Origin of the sequence: Pseudoalteromonas distincta (genome assembly GCF_005877035.1) — a bacterium.
GTDB lineage: Bacteria > Pseudomonadota > Gammaproteobacteria > Enterobacterales > Alteromonadaceae > Pseudoalteromonas > Pseudoalteromonas distincta.
This window is the reverse complement of the sequence record NZ_CP040558.1, coordinates 247,969-267,518: the sequence shown is the minus strand read 5'-3', so window position 1 is coordinate 267,518 and position 19,550 is coordinate 247,969. Positions and strand designations below refer to the sequence as shown.

The 19,550-nt window shown below is 36.2% G+C and carries 15 protein-coding genes; all 15 read right to left on the bottom strand.

Annotation, left to right across the window (positions count from 1 at the left end; genetic code table 11):
* Positions 1-191 precede the first annotated feature (191 nt).
* On the bottom strand, positions 192-1,571 hold the full coding sequence (locus FFU37_RS01100) for an undecaprenyl-phosphate glucose phosphotransferase (RefSeq protein ID WP_138488501.1): 1,380 nt from the start codon (positions 1,569-1,571) through the stop codon (positions 192-194).
* 131 nt (positions 1,572-1,702) lie between these two features.
* Complete coding sequence (locus FFU37_RS01095; RefSeq protein WP_138488500.1) at positions 1,703-3,118, bottom strand: phosphomannomutase; 1,416 nt, start codon at positions 3,116-3,118, stop codon at positions 1,703-1,705.
* 307 nt (positions 3,119-3,425) lie between these two features.
* The gene (locus tag FFU37_RS01090; RefSeq protein ID WP_138488499.1) at positions 3,426-4,832 is read right to left on the bottom strand and encodes a mannose-1-phosphate guanylyltransferase/mannose-6-phosphate isomerase; all 1,407 of its coding nucleotides are present in this window, start codon (positions 4,830-4,832) and stop codon (positions 3,426-3,428) included.
* A 30-nt stretch (positions 4,833-4,862) separates the two neighbouring features.
* Positions 4,863-5,864: a glycosyltransferase gene (locus FFU37_RS01085; RefSeq protein WP_239022724.1), complete on the bottom strand. Its 1,002-nt coding sequence runs from the start codon at positions 5,862-5,864 to the stop codon at positions 4,863-4,865.
* Positions 5,816-6,787: a glycosyltransferase family 4 protein gene (locus tag FFU37_RS01080; RefSeq protein WP_138488497.1), complete on the bottom strand. Its 972-nt coding sequence runs from the start codon at positions 6,785-6,787 to the stop codon at positions 5,816-5,818. Before FFU37_RS01080 ends, FFU37_RS01085 begins: the two co-directional genes overlap by 49 nt.
* Positions 6,774-7,985 carry a hypothetical protein gene (locus FFU37_RS01075; protein ID WP_138488496.1) on the bottom strand — a complete coding sequence of 404 codons (1,212 nt, stop codon included), beginning with the start codon at positions 7,983-7,985 and terminating at the stop codon, positions 6,774-6,776. Before FFU37_RS01075 ends, FFU37_RS01080 begins: the two co-directional genes overlap by 14 nt.
* Positions 7,978-9,147 (bottom strand): glycosyltransferase family 4 protein, encoded by a 1,170-nt coding sequence (locus tag FFU37_RS01070; protein ID WP_138488495.1) that lies wholly within the window; start codon positions 9,145-9,147, stop codon positions 7,978-7,980. Before FFU37_RS01070 ends, FFU37_RS01075 begins: the two co-directional genes overlap by 8 nt.
* Before the next feature lie 15 nt (positions 9,148-9,162).
* On the bottom strand, positions 9,163-10,089 hold the full coding sequence (locus FFU37_RS01065) for a glycosyltransferase family 2 protein (RefSeq protein WP_138488494.1): 927 nt from the start codon (positions 10,087-10,089) through the stop codon (positions 9,163-9,165).
* 5 nt (positions 10,090-10,094) lie between these two features.
* Complete coding sequence (locus FFU37_RS01060; protein ID WP_138488493.1) at positions 10,095-11,525, bottom strand: oligosaccharide flippase family protein; 1,431 nt, start codon at positions 11,523-11,525, stop codon at positions 10,095-10,097.
* Positions 11,512-12,591 (bottom strand): hypothetical protein, encoded by a 1,080-nt coding sequence (locus FFU37_RS01055; RefSeq protein WP_138488492.1) that lies wholly within the window; start codon positions 12,589-12,591, stop codon positions 11,512-11,514. Before FFU37_RS01055 ends, FFU37_RS01060 begins: the two co-directional genes overlap by 14 nt.
* Positions 12,592-12,635: 44 nt before the next feature.
* Positions 12,636-14,462, bottom strand: coding sequence for an acyltransferase family protein (locus FFU37_RS01050; protein WP_138488491.1), 1,827 nt, complete (start codon positions 14,460-14,462; stop codon positions 12,636-12,638).
* 115 nt (positions 14,463-14,577) lie between these two features.
* Entirely contained in the window at positions 14,578-16,824 is a 2,247-nt protein-coding gene (locus tag FFU37_RS01045; protein WP_138488490.1) for a polysaccharide biosynthesis tyrosine autokinase, read from the bottom strand.
* 15 nt (positions 16,825-16,839) lie between these two features.
* The gene (locus FFU37_RS01040; RefSeq protein WP_138488489.1) at positions 16,840-17,274 is read right to left on the bottom strand and encodes a low molecular weight protein-tyrosine-phosphatase; all 435 of its coding nucleotides are present in this window, start codon (positions 17,272-17,274) and stop codon (positions 16,840-16,842) included.
* 12 nt (positions 17,275-17,286) lie between these two features.
* Positions 17,287-18,402, bottom strand: coding sequence for a polysaccharide export protein (locus FFU37_RS01035; protein ID WP_138488488.1), 1,116 nt, complete (start codon positions 18,400-18,402; stop codon positions 17,287-17,289).
* 366 nt (positions 18,403-18,768) lie between these two features.
* Positions 18,769-19,254, bottom strand: coding sequence for a transcription/translation regulatory transformer protein RfaH (rfaH, locus tag FFU37_RS01030; RefSeq protein WP_138488487.1), 486 nt, complete (start codon positions 19,252-19,254; stop codon positions 18,769-18,771).
* Positions 19,255-19,550: the final 296 nt, after the last annotated feature.

The following is a 19,550-nucleotide window of genomic DNA, read 5'->3' as shown; positions in this document are numbered from 1 at the left end:
AGGAAGTCCTTTATTTGAAAATAATTTACACGTTAAATTTACCCTAACAGTACTAAACTAATAGCCTGAATAAATTTTAGGATAATAAATATTAAGATTAGGTTCCAAAAAAATACAAAATAAAATGTACACCTCAGCTCAATGAGATAGTAAGTTGCTAACAAGAAAACTTAACAACCACAACCAAGTTATCAATAAGCGTTTTTATTTATAAAACCTTTAAAAATAGTCAAAAATATAATTTTAATATCTAACCATAAACTCCAATTATCTATGTAATATAGGTCACAGTCTATTCTCTTTTGTAAGTCAGTATCGCCGCGCCAACCATTAATCTGTGCCCAACCTGTTATTCCTGCTTTTACCATGTGCTTTTGCATATAACCAGGAATTTCATCTTTGAACTGCTCAACAAAAACAGTACGCTCCGGACGCGGACCTACTATCGACATATCACCCTTTAAAACGTTTATAAACTGTGGTAATTCGTCGAGACTAGTTTTACGAATAAACTGACCAAATTTAGTGTTTGTTTTACCTTTGGCTCCCCCCCATTGTACGCCGTCCTTTTCACTATTTTGAGGCATACTTCTAAATTTAAGCATCATAAATGTCTTATTATTCCAACTAACCCGTTCTTGCCTATAAAAAACAGGTCCAGGTGAAGTGACTTTAACACCAATAGCCAAAATTAGAAGAATGGGACTAATCATCAATAAGATCACCCCGGATAAAAATTTATCTTCCATAACTTTAAGAAGCTGATTCCCGCCACTAATGGGTGACATACTTAAGTTAATAACAGGTAAACCGGCAATATCACTTACAGAATGGTTTATTAACCTAAAACCACGCATATCAGGTATATATCGAATCGTTTGAGTTGCATTACGCAGGCTATGCAAAATTTGCTCAACCAATAGCTCATCAGATAGTGGTAAAGCAATCCAAACCTGATCAATTAATTGGCTGTATTTATCCATATAAGCCTCAATTTCGTTGAAGTCGCCCAAGTGCGAACAGCCTTCAACATGTGCATCACCAAAAGATCCCAATACTTTATAACCTGTCCATGGTGAGCTAAAAATTTTATTAACTAGGCGAATCGCAATTTCACCATCACCAATTACTAAGACTCTACGCTGATTACCACCTATAGAGCGGTACTTGTTAAGCATTAAACGAATACTAAAACGTATAACTATAAGAGCAAGCCCACCGACAAAAAACCAATATATAAACAATTTATTATCGTAATTCACTGAGTTATCAGAGATATAATAAATAGCCCCTAAAATAACTTGGTTTAATGTCCAACATGTTGTCGCTACACCAATTTCTTTTACTTTAGATTCCCCTCTCCATGTTCTGTACATGCCTAGATATGGGTATAGCCAAAAAGCAATAGCAATGCTTAAAAACAGCGTAAGAATAAAACTCTTTTGAGGCCATATATCGCCATTTATTAGCCACATTGATACTGAAAAACCGATAAATATAGCAAATAGGTCAGAGCCGCGGTGTAAGGTTGCAACCAATAAGCTATGATCTTTTGCAAATCCTTTAGACATAATTCTCTCTTTTATTAATTCAATAACGAACACTTAAAGTTCGGACAAAATATTTTTATGTTTAATTATTTGTTAAACAATGGCACTTCAGTTACATAATGCATTCTGAAAGGCAGATATAATTTAATACTCTATTTGTAACTTTGTGAAAAGCTCAATCCTTTAACAACTAAACTCTGTGCAGCACTACTACTTGATGCTTCAGCATAGCAACGTAGTTCTGGCGCATTACCTGATGCTCTTAAATGTAATATATCATTATTCTCCAATGTAATACGCAGGCCATCTGTTGTATTTACAGCAATGTGCGGTGGTAAGTTAAGCGCAGATGTAAGAAGCGCTAAATTACTCGTTAGTTGCTTTATTAGCTCTTTACTTTTTTTTGTTGGAAACTCTTTTACTCTGTCACTTGCTACAAAGCGCTGAGGTAGTCCAACAAGCATTTCTGCAATGCTCTTTTTTTGCGATAATAACAGTAGTACCGGCAATAAAGCATCACGCGTAGGCAGTGCCGTAAGTATTTTTCCGTTTACATCAATATCAGAGCCTAATAAATAACCACCATTAGCTTCAAAACCAGCAACACGTGTAAAGTCTGCTTTTAAACTTTCAAACTCAGCAATTACATATGGTGAACCAATTTTTGTGCGTACGACTTGCTTAAAGCGATGTGATTTTTCTATCGAGGTATTACAACTCACAGGTACAGCCAATGCTTCTATATTTAATAATTGACTCGTTATTAACCCAAGCGTATCACCATTGAGCCACAGCCCATTTTCATCAGCAACTAATGGTCGATCACCATCTCCATCAGTAGAGAATATCGCATCAAATCCATATTTACTTGACCAATCCAGTGCTTTTTGTTTATCTTCATCCGAAACAGCTTCCGTGTCGATAGGAACAAACGTATCACTTCTTTCTAAACAAGTAACATCTGCTCCCAAGCTTTCAAATAAAGTTTTGTATATATCTCGCCCTGCACTTGAATGTTCATATATACCGATTTTTTTTCCAGCAAGAGCATTACTACTAAACAGCGCTGCATAACGTTTTATATAAGCTTGCTCTGCTGACTTACATACGAAAATATCGGTTAGGTGTTTAAGCTGCCTTAATGTTGTATCGCTATTTAAAATAGCTTGCTCATCAGCTTTAGTTATTTCGCCATCAGGGCGGTAAAATTTAAGGCCGTTACGGTCAAATGGAATGTGACTACCTGTGACCATAATACTTGGCATACCGTCCTGCATAGCTTTATATGCAAGTGCCGGCGTAGGGATAACACCATAATAAACGATGCTTATATTCAGTTGCTTTAGCCCCTCTACACAGGCTTGTGCAATTACGTAGCTGCTTGGACGATTATCAATTGCGATCGCGACTGTATCAAAGCTAAACTCATTGTCGATTGATTTGACAAAAGCAACGGCAAAAGCAGCACATACATCAGGAGTAAAATCGCTTACTAACCCACGAGCACCACTTGTACCGAAAGCAACGCTACTATTAGCAATAACTTGAGAACTAATTAATTTATTCATTACATTTCCGAATTATTTTAATTTTATTTAAGTTTTACGATACCTAAAGCTATGAGACATTTTGCGCTTCATAAATAGAAGTATGATTCAGGTGCCTGTTCACATTCGTTTCGTACTTGGGCAATACAAGACTTATAAACGAAGGGTAAAACTTAGCCTAGGGAATATTTTTATAATAGAGGTTCGAATTTACTTCGGGGTTGGGGACTATAAACTTGAAAAAGTAAGTTTCACCTACAAGCAGATGAACCACCAAGAGAACTAATATATCTATTCGCACTTAGTGGCTCATGTCAAAAAGCATAGATTATTTAACACGACCATAGCGGTCTTCAAAACGCACTATATCGTCTTCACCAAGATAGGAGCCTGATTGCACTTCAATCAATTCTAAATCAACTTTACCCGGGTTTTCTAAAGCATGAACCGCGGTGATAGGAATATACACCGACTCGTTCTCTGTTACATACTGCTCTGTATCGTCAATTTGTACTTTGGCCGTGCCAGATACTACAATCCAGTGCTCTGCACGGTGGTGATGCATTTGTACACTCAGCTTAGCTCCAGGTTTTACAGTTATACGCTTAACTTGAAAACGCTCACCATTATCAACAGAGTCATACTTACCCCAAGGACGGTATACTTCTCTGTGTAGTTTGGCCTCTGTTCGCTGCTCATCTTTTAATTGTTGTACTATTGCTTTTACATGCTGTGACTTATCTTTATGCGCAACGAGCACCGCATCTTTGGTGTTTACTATGACCAAATTTTCAACGCCAACGGTAGCAACTAGTTTATCTTCGCCAAACACCAAGGTGTTTTTTGTATCAACGGCTTTTACGTCACCACTAAATGCATTACCATTTTCATCTTGCGGTGATACTTCCCACAATGCAGCAAAACCACCCACATCACTCCAGCCTGCATCCATAGGCACAACAACAGCATCTTTAGTGTGTTCCATTACCGCATAATCTATTGACTCGTCTGGACATGCTTCAAACGCCGCTTTATCTACACGCACAAAATCCATATCATCATTTTGCACTTGCATGGCTTTTTCACACGCAGCATATATATCTGGGCGGAATGCTTTTAGCTCGTCTAGGTAACGGCTTGCTTTAAACAAAAACATGCCGCTATTCCAGTAATAATCACCGCTTTTAATATAGTCTTGTGCTGTAGCTTCATTCGGTTTTTCTACAAAACGCTCTACCACAAACCCTGCCTGATACTGCTCACCGCGCTTAATATAGCCATAACCTGTTTCTGGTTTATTACCTACAATACCAAAGGTCACTAACTTCCCTTGCTCAGCAAGCGTTGCCGCTTGGTTAACGCTTTGCTGAAACGCACTCGTATCATTAATAACATGGTCTGCAGCAAGTACGAGTAACAACGGGTCTTCGCCGTTTTCTAATGCTTTGAAAGCAGACAGCGCAATGGCTGGGGCTGTATTACGCCCTACGGGCTCTAAAAATATACCACTGTGCCCAACACCTAATTGGCGTACTTGCTCTGCCGCTATAAAACGATGCTCTTCATTGCAAATTAGCATAGCCGGTGAATGGTCTAATCCATCTAAGCGATTTAACGTGCTTTGCAGCATCGTATAATCACCGCTTAAGGTTAAAAATTGCTTAGGGTAATTACCGCGCGAGAGCGGCCATAAACGAGTGCCTGAGCCACCCGCCATTATTACTGGTAAAATCATGTTAAATTCCTTCTACATCATTTTGATGTATCAATATCCTGATAAAATTTTATCTGCTAACTCTTTAAATTCTTGTTTAAACCGAATTTGATCAAACTTCTTTACATAAGCTCTTATTACTTCAGGTTTAAAATTGTGTTTATTATTTTCGAATTCATTAATCGCGACTTGTAAGCTTTGCTCGGATTGCTCATTGAAAAACATGCCCGAAATACCTTCAGCCACAGTCTCTAAAGCACCGCCTTTTTTATATGCTATTACAGGGCGACCTGATGCCATTGCTTCTAAGGGTACAATTCCAAAATCTTCGACGCCAGGAAAAACCAACGCCTGGCACTCACTCAATAATCGTTTGATTTCATTAAATGGTTGACGGCCTAATAATTGAACATTGGGATTAGCTATTTCTTTAAGCTCATTAAATTGCTCGCCTTCACCAACTACAATTAGTTTCTTTCCCGACTTATTAAATGCTTTTACTGCAATATCTGCGCGCTTATAAGAAACAAGCTGCCCTAAAAGTAAATAATAATCACCTTGTGTTTCGCTTATATTAAACTCATCAAATGAAACCGGAGGGTGAATAACACTCGCCTCACGCCTGTAATATGAATAAATACGTTTGGCTACAAAGCTACTATTAGCAACAAAATGAGTTACCTGTGTTGAGTTTTGTTGATCCCAACGCCTTAAATAATGCATTAAGGGCGGCATTATTTTACGTTTAAGCCATCCAGCCCTATTTTTATATTCATTATACATATCCCAAGCATAACGCATTGGTGAATGGCAATAACAAATATGCGGGATACCAGGAGGAGGAATCACGCCTTTAGCAGGACCTGACTCACTTGATATAACCAAATCGTAGCCATTTAAATCAAGCTCTTCTAATGCTAAAGGCATAAGAGGTAAATAGCTCTGATAAGCTTTAATTGCCATAGGTAATTTACTAATAAACGTAGTAGTTACCTTATGCTTACTTATAATGCTATTTTTAAACGCTGATTCATCATAAACATGGGTGTAAATATCAGCTTGTGGGTAGAGTTCACATAACGCCTCGAGAACTTTTTCACCCCCTCTGAAATTAATAAATCAATTCCTCTAGCTATATCATCTACATCTAAAGGGTTTATTAAAACTGCGGCATCCCCCGCTATTTCAGGCATTGAGGTTAAATTAGATGTCAAGACGGGAGTACCTACAGCCATAGCTTCAATAATTGGCAATCCAAACCCTTCATATAAACTGGGTAAAGCTAAAAGTGCAGCTCCTTTGTAGTATGAAGGCAGCCGCTCTTCAGGGATAAAACCAGAAAATTTAACTTTATCTTGAACGCCAAACTCGGAAGCCCAATTTTTAATTTCTGGGTTTTCAACTCCTGACAATAATAAGGTGTGTGTATTTGATGATTTTGATAGTGAAAAAGACTCGATTAACCTTCTAATGTTTTTATGTGGTTTTTTATCACCGATATAAAAAACATACGGTTCTCCCATAATATAAGGGGCTACATCAGTATGATACTTATCATCAACGCCATTATAAACTACAACTATTTTATCTGCAGAAATGCCTGCCCATGTAACAATCTCTTGCTTGGTGAACTCTGATACGGTAAAAACCAAAGGTGATTTTTTGCAAACTAATTTCACTAAAAGCTTATAGTATATTTTATTTTTTAACCCCGAGTAATCACTAAATTTTATATGCATTAAGTCATGTAATGTAATAATCGACCTTTTAGCCCAAAATAAAGGGCAGTTGTAGGATGGGGAAATATACCAAGCCCTACCAATTACACACCTCAGGTATAATCGAACTGGATCTAGTGTATTGAAAATATCAGAAAAGTCGCCTTGGAGTTCATTTCCACGCATATTCTTTAATATTTCTGAAGAAAAGCGACCTATACCATGATTAGCACTCCACCTATAATCAATTATTTTCATTGAACTTCTTCACTTCTATAATGTGTAAAGCAACAGACATAGAAAGTACCCCATATAGCGGTAGTAAATAAAAAGTTACTAAACTGTAACTAGCCAATACAAATATCATCAAACTGAATAGCAGAACCCCATTATCAACCTTAAATTGAAATAAACTTTTAGAGGCTAATAACACAATCCAGGCTATAAAAGCACAAAAACCAACCAAGCCAGAGGAGACTCTAAAAAAAGAAAACTGGTTTTCAACATATATACTCCCACCTACTCCAAATAAACTTGTAATAAAATCACCTTTTACAAGTGACATTAGTTGTTCAAATTGTCCCTTTCTAATATCAAGCGATATACTCTCCTCTAGGCCTAACAGTTCTAAAGTCTTACTCTGAAATAAATAAACCACATTTTCAAACTTATCCGCATAAGTAAAATAAGTTATTGTAACGATAAAGCCTGAAAGTAAAATTAAAGCTAACATTAATCCTCTTGATTGCTTTGAAGGAAAAAGCATCACAGATATTATTAATGCAAATAAAGTAGCAAAACCAGTTCCAGTCACTTGGAGCAACGCCCCCAAAATTAAAACAGATGACAGAATAAAAAACCTAAGCCTTGTCATTTTTAAATAAAATGTCACAAACACAAAAGCATAAAAAAACATTTGTGCATCCATTGTTGGATAGCCAATACCTAATCTCCCCCACGACTTATAATCATCTAAGAAAGGAGGTGGATAAAAATAAAAAATAGGAGTAATTAACGCATAAATAATAGCTAGATACACAAAAAATAAAATCAACCCCTCCAACTCTGCACCTGTAATGTCTTCATATTTATAAAAAACGACTACGAGTAGAAAAAATTGAAGTTGCTTGGTAATAATCGATATCGGGCTAGACAGCGCTTGAAGACTATCAAAAACCGGGAATATAGTAGCGTAAAGCGAAAACACACAACCTATAAATAGAACGAGAAAAATAAAAAAATAGGGTACGAGATGTTTTTTTACTTTAACTCTATTACTAAAAAGACTGAATAATGTAATTGAAACAACAAATGCTATAGCAGCTTCTCTTAGAATAGTTAATAAAGTTGAGAAGCTAACATTATCTCTAACACCATCAAAAACAAAGAAAAAAATAATAACAAAGTAAGGGAGCTTAAGAAGACTAGCTGTGTTTGCCCCTTTTACTTTATGCATTATAGAGTTCTTCTACTTGACTGCAATGCTCTTTGATAAGAAACCCTTCATGCATTTTAATTTCTTTATCGAGCGAATTAAAGCTTAAAGATAAAGCCAACACTTTCAATGTATCGAAATCTTCCACTAAAAATTCAGATTCATTTAGTAAGTAGAAAATTTCTCTAATCCCACCGGATGGATAAGCGATCACACGTACACCAAAACTTCTTGCCTCTATTATTGTTCTACCAAATGGCTCAGGCCACTTTGTTGGCGAAACAAGAACGTCTATTCTTTCATAAAAAGTGGAAGGTTCTACAAACCCCAAAAGTTCAATATTAGCTCTGTGATACAAGCTAAGAATGGAATTAACATATTTACTCTCCCCTTTACCTGCAACAATAAATTTCGCATTTGAATTTGCTGAGGAAAAAAAATCAGCTAATTTAACAAAATCATCAAACCCCTTCTCTGGGGATAACCGACCAATAAAGCCAAAAACCAGTTCCCCCCTATTACTTTTCACGTTATTTAAACCATCCACAACCTGCACTGGATTATAAACCACCTCTGACTTGGATGATAAAAAATCAAATCGAGTACAATATAACTCTTTAACAAAATAAGAAATAGAAATGAAAGTATCAACGTTTTTTAAAAACCGTCCTCGAATAGCCGACCAAAACTTTACACTTAGACAATCTTTACTTAGCTGCTCCTTCCCATCCATCAAAGTGCAATTTGGATGTAAAAAGTAATAATCTCTGGCAGTGTGTAAAACCTTTACTTTACTTTTCGTTAGACATGATAAAACCCCAGCAGAGAAGCCAGCCAAATTATTTGTGTGAATTACATCTGGCTTGATAGCTTTAACAAGCTTTTTCACTTGACGAATCATAAGGGGATTAAACGAGTCAAGTATGTGCCACATTAGCTTTATTAGTTTTCCTCTTGCCTTATCATTAAACGGCCAATAAAGATTTAATAGTGGAACATATAATACATTAACTCCATTGATGGTCGTACTCGTGTTAGCATGAACAGAACCTTTTGGTACGATACAAGCCACATAAACGTCATGCCCAATCTCAGCTAGACCTTCTGCTAAAAACTGAACTGACACTTCAGCTCCACCAACTTTATAAGGGTAATAAAGAGTATTTAATATTAGAATTTTCATAAAAATGATTTCAATCTACCGAGTTAAGTTTTTACCACCAAGTATTAACATTTTCACTTTACAGTAAAATGAATAATAGCGGTTATGCAGCACAACATTAAAAATACGAAGCCTTTTTAAAAGGTCGCAGTCATCAATTTTCATTATAAAGTTACTAATAAAAAGGAATTTGAAGGGAGCAAGTAAATCTTTAATTAGTGCTTTAAGAGTAAAGTTATTCATAAAAATATCATTTTCATGTTTAAGAACAAACTGCCCACCTATAACTCTTCTTAGCTTATTCTGATATTCGGAGTATTTTCTTCGAGCAGGATGATATACCATTGCATCTTCACTATAGTCAATTTTAAAACCTGCTTTATTGGCTCTGTCAGTAAACTCAATATCACCACCGGAAAAGGTCTTAGAGTTAAATACGCCAACTTTATCGATAACAATCTTTTTCACTAATAAATTAGCTGTCACAGAATGCCCCCTAGCCACCGCGCTTTTTTGATCAAATGCAAAAACAGATTCATAAAGCTCTACGGAGGTTGGGTTTTGAGGGTCTTTATAAAACACCTCAATTCTCCCCCCCACCATATCCACTTTTTGCAACCTTTTTATTGCTGTAGAAAGCCATGATTTGTGAGCAATACAATCAGAGTCAGTGAAAGCGATCACTTTACCTTTTGCTATACTCAGCCCCTTATTTCGGGCAGCATAGGAGCCAGGGCTTAGCTCTTGTAACAAGATCACTGAAGGGTATTTTTTGTTTATTTCAGCAGAGTAAGTATTAAAGTTATGACTGCCATTATCCACAACTATAATTTCATATTCATTGCTTATGTCTTGCTCCAACAAAGACTCAATGCACTTTATTAAACTTTCGGAGTCATTATAAACAGGAACGATTATACTTACAGTATCATCCCTCTCTGTTTTACAAGGTACAGAACACATGGTAATCACCTATTTTTAATCATTTTAATTACAAAAAAACCATAGCAAGAAAATGAAAGTAAAATTGTTAAAAAAAGCTTCTCAATAGTCGAAACATGCAAATAACGAACTAAAATCTCAAAGACAAAAACCGATAAAAAGAAAGGAATCAAACCTATTGATACCAGTTTAAAAACATACAGTATACTTTTAGAATAAAGCCGCCTAAAAATCTGATACAAGGCATTAAAACAAGTTAGATTCAGCCCAAATGTAATCAAATACGCAAGTATAATTAGAGTTTTAAAATATACTGCACCAACAAAGATAAGTGTTATCATTACTGAAGCTGTGAACAAGGCAACCTTGAACTGCTCTTTAGTTTTATCTAACGCTTGCCAAAAGCCACCATTAAATGAGGTCGCTACTTGCAGGGGAATTGCCATAGCTAAGACTGAAATAATTTCTGACACCTCCCTCCATTGTTCACCAAGAAGGATACTAACTATCATTTCCGCATTACAATACAAAAAAGTCGATATTACTGATGATAAAACAATTACTTTTTCAACAATAAAGCTATGGGCATCACAAACATCATCCTTGTTTTTGCTAAAATCTTTTACTACTGGCTGTATAGCGGGCGCTGCTGCAGATGTAATTAGCTGAAGGGGGTACTTCATTAACATATATGATCTTTCATAGAGGCCTAAACTGACTAGCCCAATATATTTACCAATTAATATGTTGTCTAAGTTTCTTGAAAAATAATTTAAAAAATTAAAACCAAATACATAAATTGAAAAGCCACGAATTAAATTGAAATCACTTAAACTTTTTCCAAAAAATGGCATGCCTATAGTTGTTTTTTTAGCTGAATACATTACCAACATAAAATTTACGATAGGCACTAACCCAAACCTAACTCCGATAAGATACATATCAGGCACTTTTTCATATAAAACTATAACAATAATTATGGAAAATAGTTCAGCAAATATGGTGTTCTTAGATAGTTCAAAAAACTGCTTATCTTTAATTAGAGCAGCAAGTGGCACTGAACTCACAACACTAAAAAAAACAGAAAACACACCATATAAACCAATAGTTTGATAATCATCCCTGTTATAAAAAAAATTTAACAGATACAAAAAGCACCAAAAAAGAAACGAAAAAAGCAGAGCAAGCAAAACTGTAAAGCTAAATATCCCATTGATCTGTTCTTTAGTTAAATTTGATCTCGTTATTAAGGCTGAGCTAATACCACTTTCACCAAAAATGACAAAAAAAGTAATAAATACAGTTATAACTGCAATAACCCCAAACTGCTCTGGACTAAATAATCTTGAGTAAATAGCAAGCGCAATTATTTGAAAAACGTATAATAGATACTTAGCGACTACACTTTTACTGATATTGCTAAACAGTTCTTTTTTTAAGCTTTTAGTTGTTGTCATTTAGACTACTCAAAATAGATTCGCTTAATCTACAAGACTCATAGATTCTAGCCAAAGAATTTACTGCATCTTGAGAATCCCTGACAACGATTTTTTTATCATCGTAATATATATAGTTTAGCTGCTCAACAAGATAAAAGATTGCTAACTCTTTATCTTTACCTTCCAAAAAGTAAGCATTTTCGAAACCTACAGGGTTATAGGGATAAGCAAATTTATTATTTTTCGTTTCTCTTTTATATTTCTCTGTGTAGAGTGCTTTGACTATTTTTTTATATTTACAACTATACCAAAATTTGTTTTCAGGCAGTTTTTCTTCAATCCCTTTTAACGCTATTAAATTAAAAGAATGATACCCGACAGATCTTGCTCTTTTATCACTCTTTTTGCTTTTTCGACTAATAAAGTTAATTAGTTCTTTTATAGCTGATTTAACTCCCAGCATTTTTTGCATCTTATAAGCAGGGGAATCATGGTAAATGATTCCGTCAGAATAGAGTTCTACTCTGGGTAAAACGGTACTTACAAACTCCACGCCATTATTATAACTTTTTGACTCTTCGCCCATTTGTATAGATATATATGCAAACCATAACTGCTGGTTAAAAGTACCAAATAATTCACCGCAAGATCCATCAACATTTAGCTTATGCCAAGCTGAACAACCACTATTCCATTTATGCATTGCTAATACTTCATCAACTACTTCAAAACAATCACTTCTTTTTAGAACATTGGCTGCATATACTAAAGATTCCATAACCCAGGCTTGCCCAATTAAACCATTACAAAAGTCTTTTTCTGGGTTCACTCTACACCAAAAAGAAGCTCCCATAGGCCTAGCACTAGGGCTTATTAAGTAGTCAATTGCTTTATTAGCTTTACCTCGATATTCATTATGACCTAAATCAATCAATTTGCACAAGATGTACAAAAGGTGAGCTGTAGTCCTTACTGGTGTTTCCTGATCGCCATGTGGTCCATTATGGCCTGCTACAAAAGAGCCGTCTTCATGCTGTTTAACTTGATTAATAATCGAAACCCAAATGCTTATAATTTTTTTCATAGCTTTAATACCAATATAAATAATATACCGTTAAAATAATTATTTTATTCCGAAGGGTCCAATATAGATGATAAATACCCCAACGCTTTTCTTGCATACCAAGGTCTCATATGAGTTTTATCCATGTAATAAAAATCGTCTCCATTATTAGTTCGGCAATGTGTATCGCACAAATACTCTATTGGATCAATAATATTAACATCATCTAATTCTGTTAATTTTTTCAATGCAAAATTATGTGTATTATAAAAACTTCTAGCATAATCAACTGTTATTGAATCATTTAAGTTTTCCCTCACCGAATATTTAGGGCTAAACTCTTTACCTCGAGGCTCTCCGAGTATTAAATACACTTCTTTTGAATTTTCTTTTATATATGACAAAAATTCATCGTACTCTTTAATTCTTGTATAAATTTGAGCACTTCTTTCATTTACTGATATTGGTAGCCTAAAGTGAAAAAAATAGAAAGAAGTTACAATCTTATCAAAATTAACCGTTTCTATAAGTTTTTTATAATCTTTAACATTACTGCAATCCCATTTCATTTTTTTATCTGATGGTAAAACAGAACAACCTCCCTTCGTTAAGTAGTAGATATTATATTCACTTCCGTAATGAGAGACGTAAGGGTAAGTGTGCTCAATATGACTTGCACCTATAAATAAAATATTCTTTTCAGTAGTACCTTTTATATACCTAACGTTATTAGGGCCGACCTTTAAATTTGGTTCAGGGTAATCATTATCATTTATTGCACGTTGTGCAGCTAAATTATTTCGTTTTTGTTCTCCATGAAATCGACTTATAACCCCATCATTAAAATATACAATACTTGCTAAAAGGCTAGCTATTATGGTTAGGTTAATGGGGAATAAAATTGATAACTTCGCTTTTTCAATATAAGTCGCACTTAAAAAACCAAGAAAAATAGACAACAACAATCCAAGCGATATATTTAGAATACTCAACTCGTAATTATAAAAACCAATAAATACAACTATTGGCCAATGCCATAAATAAATTGAATACGACCACCCTCCTATTTTCTGGAAGACAAAGTTTGAGGTTAAAAAACTGCCACTAACATTTGCTTGGATTACAAGATAGCAACCTAACACTGGCAAAAAAGCTAAATAACCAGGCCACAACGTATTCTCATTGAACACAAAATAAGACAAAACAATAAATAGCAAACCTGTAAGTTCACATATTTTTGAGTTCTTAAAATTTAATTTTAAAGGGTACAAATAAGCGATGCCACCAACTAGCATTTCCCATGCTCTGGTCGGGAGTAAGAAATAAGAATATGAAGGCCATATATCAGTTGCAATAACTGATATAAAAAAACTAAAAGCCGTTGTTATTAACAAAATTAACCTAGCATTCCTATAACTCATAAGTTTTACAAGAAACAATACAAATATTGGAAATAAAAGATAAAATTGCCACTCAACAGATAACGACCAAGTATGTAATAACCACTTTTCGTGAGAAGAAGAGTCAAAATACCCCTGCTCTGTTGCGTATACTATATTAGATAAGAAAGTTATACTTGAGAATACATGTTTACTTAATACTTTGTAGTCTATTACAGACAGGAATAACCACCCTAAAAGCATCAAAACCAAACAACATATAGCTAAGGCTGGAATAATCCGCTTAGCCCTCGAACAGTAAAAAGTTAGAATCGAAAAAGTTTCATTTTTGACCCCTTCGAATATAATTTTCGTCATCAAATAGCCTGAGATAACAAAAAAAACATCTACGCCTGCAAATCCTCCAGGTAGCCATTCGCTATTAAAGTGAAACAATACAACAGCAATAACTGCGATAGCCCTAAGGCCATTAATATCTTTTCTAAACCTCATTGTAATTCCATTCTTACCAAATTTCTGGCATTAATATAATTTGAAGATTTTCCCTTTGAAAACCTAAATAACCAAACTACTTATCTAATTAAAAATAACAAAAGTTAATTAAATACTAATTCGATTTATATTCATAATTATAATAACCATAATAGCCATATGCATTGCTGGCTTTTTTAATTACACCATTAAATACCACGCCTTTTACATCTACCCCATTTTGTTCAAAACGATTGCGCGTGAGTTCTATTTCACGTACATGATTTTGCCCAAAACGCGTTACAAGTAGTGTAGTACCTGAATGTGCACTTACTATTGCTGGATCAGTCACAGCTAAAATTGGTGGAGTATCAACAATTATAATGTCGTAGGCGGCACTTACTTCCTCAACTAATTTGCTAAAGTTCGAGTGCATTAATAGCTCTGAAGGATTTGGCGGTATTTGCCCGCGCGTAATAACACTTAAGCCTTCAACCTTAGTTGGTTTAGTCACTTGTTCTAGGTTTAATCGGCCAGACAGGTAATCGCTCAGTCCATCGTCCCACTTTAAACCAAACTGAGTTTGTAAGTAGCCTTTACGCATATCGGCATCAATAATAAGTACTTTTTTACCACTTTGGGCAAGCACACTTGCTAAGTTAACCGATATAAACGATTTACCTACACTTGGGCTTGGGCCAGATATTGCAATAATATTGTTTTTAGCTTCCATCATTGCAAAGTGTAAGCTAGTCCGTAAGCTTCGTAATGCTTCAATTGCTAAATCTGCAGGGTTATCTAATGCTAATATACTTTTAGGTTTATTCGTTTTATTTTTACGGGCTCGCTCAGCAAATCCACTGAGTTTATCTTGAAAATCAGAATGCGGTACACTTGCATAAACAGGTAAGCCTAGTGCTTCAATTTCGCTTGGGTCTTCAACGCCTTTATGCATTGCTTTTTGTATAAGCACAATAGCCACAGCTAACATACCGCCTAGCATAGTAGCTATTACCACAATTAAGGCTTTTTTAGGTTTAACTGGCTTGCTGGTGTTAACCTCAGCATAGTCAATAATACGTACATTACCTACAGTACCTGCGCGAACTATGTCAAGCTCTTGTGTTTTGCTAAGTAATAGTGTGTAAATTTGGTTACTTACCTCAACATCGCGTTTTAAGCGTAATAGCTCTTGTTGAGTTTCTGGTAGGTTACCTACCTCACCAACAAGCTCTTGTTTTTGGTTTTCAACTGCTTCTATTTGCTCAAGTATACCTTGGTATGCAGGGTGATCTTTTTTAAACTTTCGGCCAATATCTAAGCGTTTTAGATTTAGCTCTTGCAATTTAGTTTCAAGCTTTACAACTTGCTCAAGCACTCCCTGAGTTTCTAATGTTATGTTTATTGATTGGCGTTTTATTTGGTAGTCGTTAAAGCGTTGCTCTGCGTATTCAAGCTGTTTTTTAATTTCAGGTAATTGTACTTCTAAAAATTCAAGCGACTTTTGCGCCTCCGCGCTATTGCGCTCAACATTACGGCGCACATAAATAGCCGCTACTTTATCAAGTACTTTTTCAGCGTAGCTTGGTTTAGTACTTTCTAAACTTAAATTAATTATGCCAGAATCTTTACCTTTTTCACTGGCACCAATTTCAGTTTGAAGGTCTAAAATAGTATTTAAACGATCTTTACGGGTAATTGTAAACTCTGTACCAGGGTGTGCATTTAAAGTACGAATGGTTAGGTTAAATTTACCGCTAGTTAGCTCTTCGCCTACTTTACCCGATAATATTTGCTCACCGTCGTCATTAAAAAGTGCAAGGCTATTATTAGCTTGTGCTACCAATGTAAATTCTTGATTTACAGCAGTACGTGGTACGTCAAATCTAAATACATTTATGCTCTCACCGCCCCATGCGTAGCTGTTAGCAGCAAAGCTTGGCTCAGCTAAGTCGCCATCTTTGATTGGGGTAAAAGTACGGTAAGCTCTGCTACCTATAAACGGGAATAGTTTAGGCTCTGCTATTATATCAAGCTTTAGCGTATCAACGGCCTCGCCTATTATACTGCGCGATTTTAGCAGTTCTATTTCTGTTACTGCGGCTGAAGTACTTTCAAACATGCCTGCCATATCGTCAAAACCAGGGACTGATGCGCCACCGTCTTCAACTTGTATCATTGCTGTTGCTTGGTAAACAGGGGTACTTAATACTGCATAAATAACACCTACAAACATAAACAGTGCGGTTACGGCTACTATAAAGTATTTACGATCGAGCAGAGCGCCTAGTAGCGCCATTAAATCAATTTCTTGAGTTGGTTGTGAGTTATTAGTGCTTTTATTATTAGCGTTACTAGCGCTGTTATTCGGCTGGGTATTCATTAAATTAGCCATTCCTTATAAATACTTTTGCCAAGCGCTACAGGCGCTGTCGATTAATGTATAAACGTGTTCAAAAGCCTCTTGGCTTTGGCGGTAAGGGTCGGGTATTTCGGCGTTATTAATCCACTTACCGAGTAAAAACGTTTTACCTCGCGCCTCTGGGTAGCGAGCGTGTACATCGTTTAAATGGCGTTCTTCCATTACAAGTATTACGCTGTTTTGCGCTACTAAACTTGATGTAAGCTGCCGCCCTTGGTGGGCATCCATATTAACGCCATGTGCGAGTGCGATTTGCTTTGCTTTCGCATCTGCTGGTTTGCCTTCAAGTGCAGTTAAGCCAGCAGACGATACTTTGATATTTTTGCCTTCAAGCTTTTGCTTTAAAACATACTCGCCTGTTGGGCTGCGGCAAATGTTGCCTGCACACACCACTAAAACTGAATCAAACATTTTAAAAAACCCTTAGTTTGCAGTTATATCATCAATACTATCTACAGTAGCAATTGACGGTAACAGTAAGCTAATTACGCGGTTCCAACGGGCAATCGGTGCCGATGTAACATATACAATATCACGCGGTTGTAGTTCAAACTGCTCAGCTAATACCATTGCCGCTATATTTTTAGCGTGTAATTGGTATACGTTTGCCATAACCCCAGTTTGCTCTACGTCACTTTTACGCAGTACAAATACACCGTTAGCGTCTGCTGTTGCCTCGTTTAAGCCGCCCGAGTCGCTTAGCGCTTCGGCTAAGTTTAAACCATAACGGTTAAGCGTTACTGAACCTGCTTTTTTAACATCACCTAATACAAATATTTTTTGTGCATCGTTACGATTCACATGCACTATGTCACCATGTTGCAATAAGCGGTTTTGCGAAATGTCACCATGGGTATAAAAGTCATCAAGTTTAATAACTTCTGTTTTATCGCCACGGGTAAATGTTACTGTGCGCCAGTCGGCTGCATCAGTTAAGCCGCCGGCTTGGTTTAGGGCATCAATGAGGGTAAGTGGTATTTCTGTTACAGGGTATACACCAGGCTTGTTTACTTCACCGGTAACGTAGGTTTTTTGGCTTCTAAAGCCGACTACTTTTACATCTACTTGTGGGTCTTCTATTACTCGGCTTAGGCGTTTAACAAGCTCGTTACGTACTTGGCTTATTGTTTTACCTGCAGCTGGTATATTTGGTGCGTAGGCGTAAGTAATTGTGCCATCTCGTTGTACTCGAAAGCCGTCAAACTCTGCGGTACGTTGTACTGCTGCGGGTATTGTTAGCTCAGGATGATCCCATACGCCTATTGTTAGTACGTCGCCAACACCTAATTTGTATTGATAATTGTTGGTATCTATTCCAGCCAAACTAGATATAGGCCTTGCAGCCTTACGTGCTTTTTTCTGTTCATTTATTAATGATGAGTCAATAATTTGAATGTTTACTTTTTCTAGATCTTGCTCAAGGTTTTGAGTTTGCTCACCTGGAGAAACACCTTCAAAATGGCTACCCGGAATTATTGTACAACCTGTTAGTGATAATAATGCGAGTGAGGTAACGAGTGATTTACAGCTTAACGCCATTGTAGAATCCCAAAATTATTTTAAAATTGTTCTTACTCACCAACCTTGGTGAGTACTTATTTTTTTTAGCGCTGTAATTAAAGCATGAGGGCTAACTACGCGCAAGCGCGAATCATTTTATACGTATTGGTTAAAAGCCATAAGCTAGCAAAAGTAAAAATATACCCTAACCTACTAGTAATGAGTTTAGCCCTTCGGGCACGCCCCACGCTCCAGTTCGTCGCAGAGCTTCTCTCGCTCCAGCTTGAAAGCAAAACTTTTTGCTTGTCTAGCCCTTCGGGCACGCTTCCGCCCCTAGGTTGCAGTTCCTACGTACTGATACTTACTTAATTTTTTATGGCATAAAGCCTAAGTTGCGCTTTATAACTAGTATTGGTTTATATCTTTGTTATCTACACTCATTTCTACTTGTTTATTAAGTAGATTAATTAGCAAAATACTGCGCATATCGCCGTCAGGCTCTTTGTAAATAGCTTTAATATTATTAAATGAATAGCTATTTACGCTAACTACATCACCCGTTTTAGGTATTGTAGAACTGGTAGTTTGTAAACGCTCACTTTTAAGCTGTTCGATTAATTCTGTAGGTACAATTTGATAATTTGGCCCATAAGATACAAAGCCACTAATCCCGCGCGTATTTTTTACCGCAGAAAAGTTACCGTTTTGTGACTCAAGACAAACAAATAGGTAGTTAGGGAACAGAGCTGACTGTTTAATGGTACGTCGACCTTTAACCAGTTTCTCGATGGTTAACTTGGGGTAGAATACTTCAATCCCTTGGTTTAATAAGTTGGTGGCTGCTCGCTCTTCTTGGCGAGACTTACACGTAACTAAATACCAACTTTCCATAGCAATCCTTACTACAATATAATTGCAAAAAACACAACGTTAAATTTAATAACGCGTAATTATAAACAATTTAAGTCTATTAAGTAAATAGGCGTTTATCGTAAATGTTTACTAACTTTGTTAACAGCAGAAAGTGGGCTTGGTTTAGATACTTATGCAGTCTAAACCAAGCTTAACTAAATGCATTTAGGTGGCAACGATTTAGCCTAAGCGCGCCAGCAAGCAAGGCGCCTACATTGTCACATACACCAAGGATGAAAATTCACGTAGGCGTGAAGCTTGCTCACGCGAAAGAT

Bases quoted from the DNA above. Each gene is read 5' to 3' on its own strand.
- FFU37_RS01045 (WP_138488490.1), bottom strand. From the start codon at position 16,824: ATGAATACCCAGCCGAATAACAGCGCTAGTAACGCTAATAATAAAAGC.
- FFU37_RS01060 (WP_138488493.1), bottom strand. From the start codon at position 11,525: ATGACAACAACTAAAAGCTTAAAAAAAGAACTGTTTAGCAATATCAGT.
- FFU37_RS01075 (WP_138488496.1), bottom strand. From the start codon at position 7,985: ATGCATAAAGTAAAAGGGGCAAACACAGCTAGTCTTCTTAAGCTCCCT.
- FFU37_RS01050 (WP_138488491.1), bottom strand. From the start codon at position 14,462: ATGAGGTTTAGAAAAGATATTAATGGCCTTAGGGCTATCGCAGTTATT.
- FFU37_RS01055 (WP_138488492.1), bottom strand. From the start codon at position 12,591: ATGAAAAAAATTATAAGCATTTGGGTTTCGATTATTAATCAAGTTAAA.
- FFU37_RS01040 (WP_138488489.1), bottom strand. From the start codon at position 17,274: ATGTTTGATTCAGTTTTAGTGGTGTGTGCAGGCAACATTTGCCGCAGC.
- FFU37_RS01100 (WP_138488501.1), bottom strand. From the start codon at position 1,571: ATGTCTAAAGGATTTGCAAAAGATCATAGCTTATTGGTTGCAACCTTA.
- FFU37_RS01095 (WP_138488500.1), bottom strand. From the start codon at position 3,118: ATGAATAAATTAATTAGTTCTCAAGTTATTGCTAATAGTAGCGTTGCT.
- FFU37_RS01065 (WP_138488494.1), bottom strand. From the start codon at position 10,089: ATGTGTTCTGTACCTTGTAAAACAGAGAGGGATGATACTGTAAGTATA.
- FFU37_RS01035 (WP_138488488.1), bottom strand. From the start codon at position 18,402: ATGGCGTTAAGCTGTAAATCACTCGTTACCTCACTCGCATTATTATCA.
- FFU37_RS01080 (WP_138488497.1), bottom strand. From the start codon at position 6,787: ATGAAAATAATTGATTATAGGTGGAGTGCTAATCATGGTATAGGTCGC.
- FFU37_RS01070 (WP_138488495.1), bottom strand. From the start codon at position 9,147: ATGAAAATTCTAATATTAAATACTCTTTATTACCCTTATAAAGTTGGT.
- FFU37_RS01090 (WP_138488499.1), bottom strand. From the start codon at position 4,832: ATGATTTTACCAGTAATAATGGCGGGTGGCTCAGGCACTCGTTTATGG.
- rfaH (WP_138488487.1), bottom strand. From the start codon at position 19,254: ATGGAAAGTTGGTATTTAGTTACGTGTAAGTCTCGCCAAGAAGAGCGA.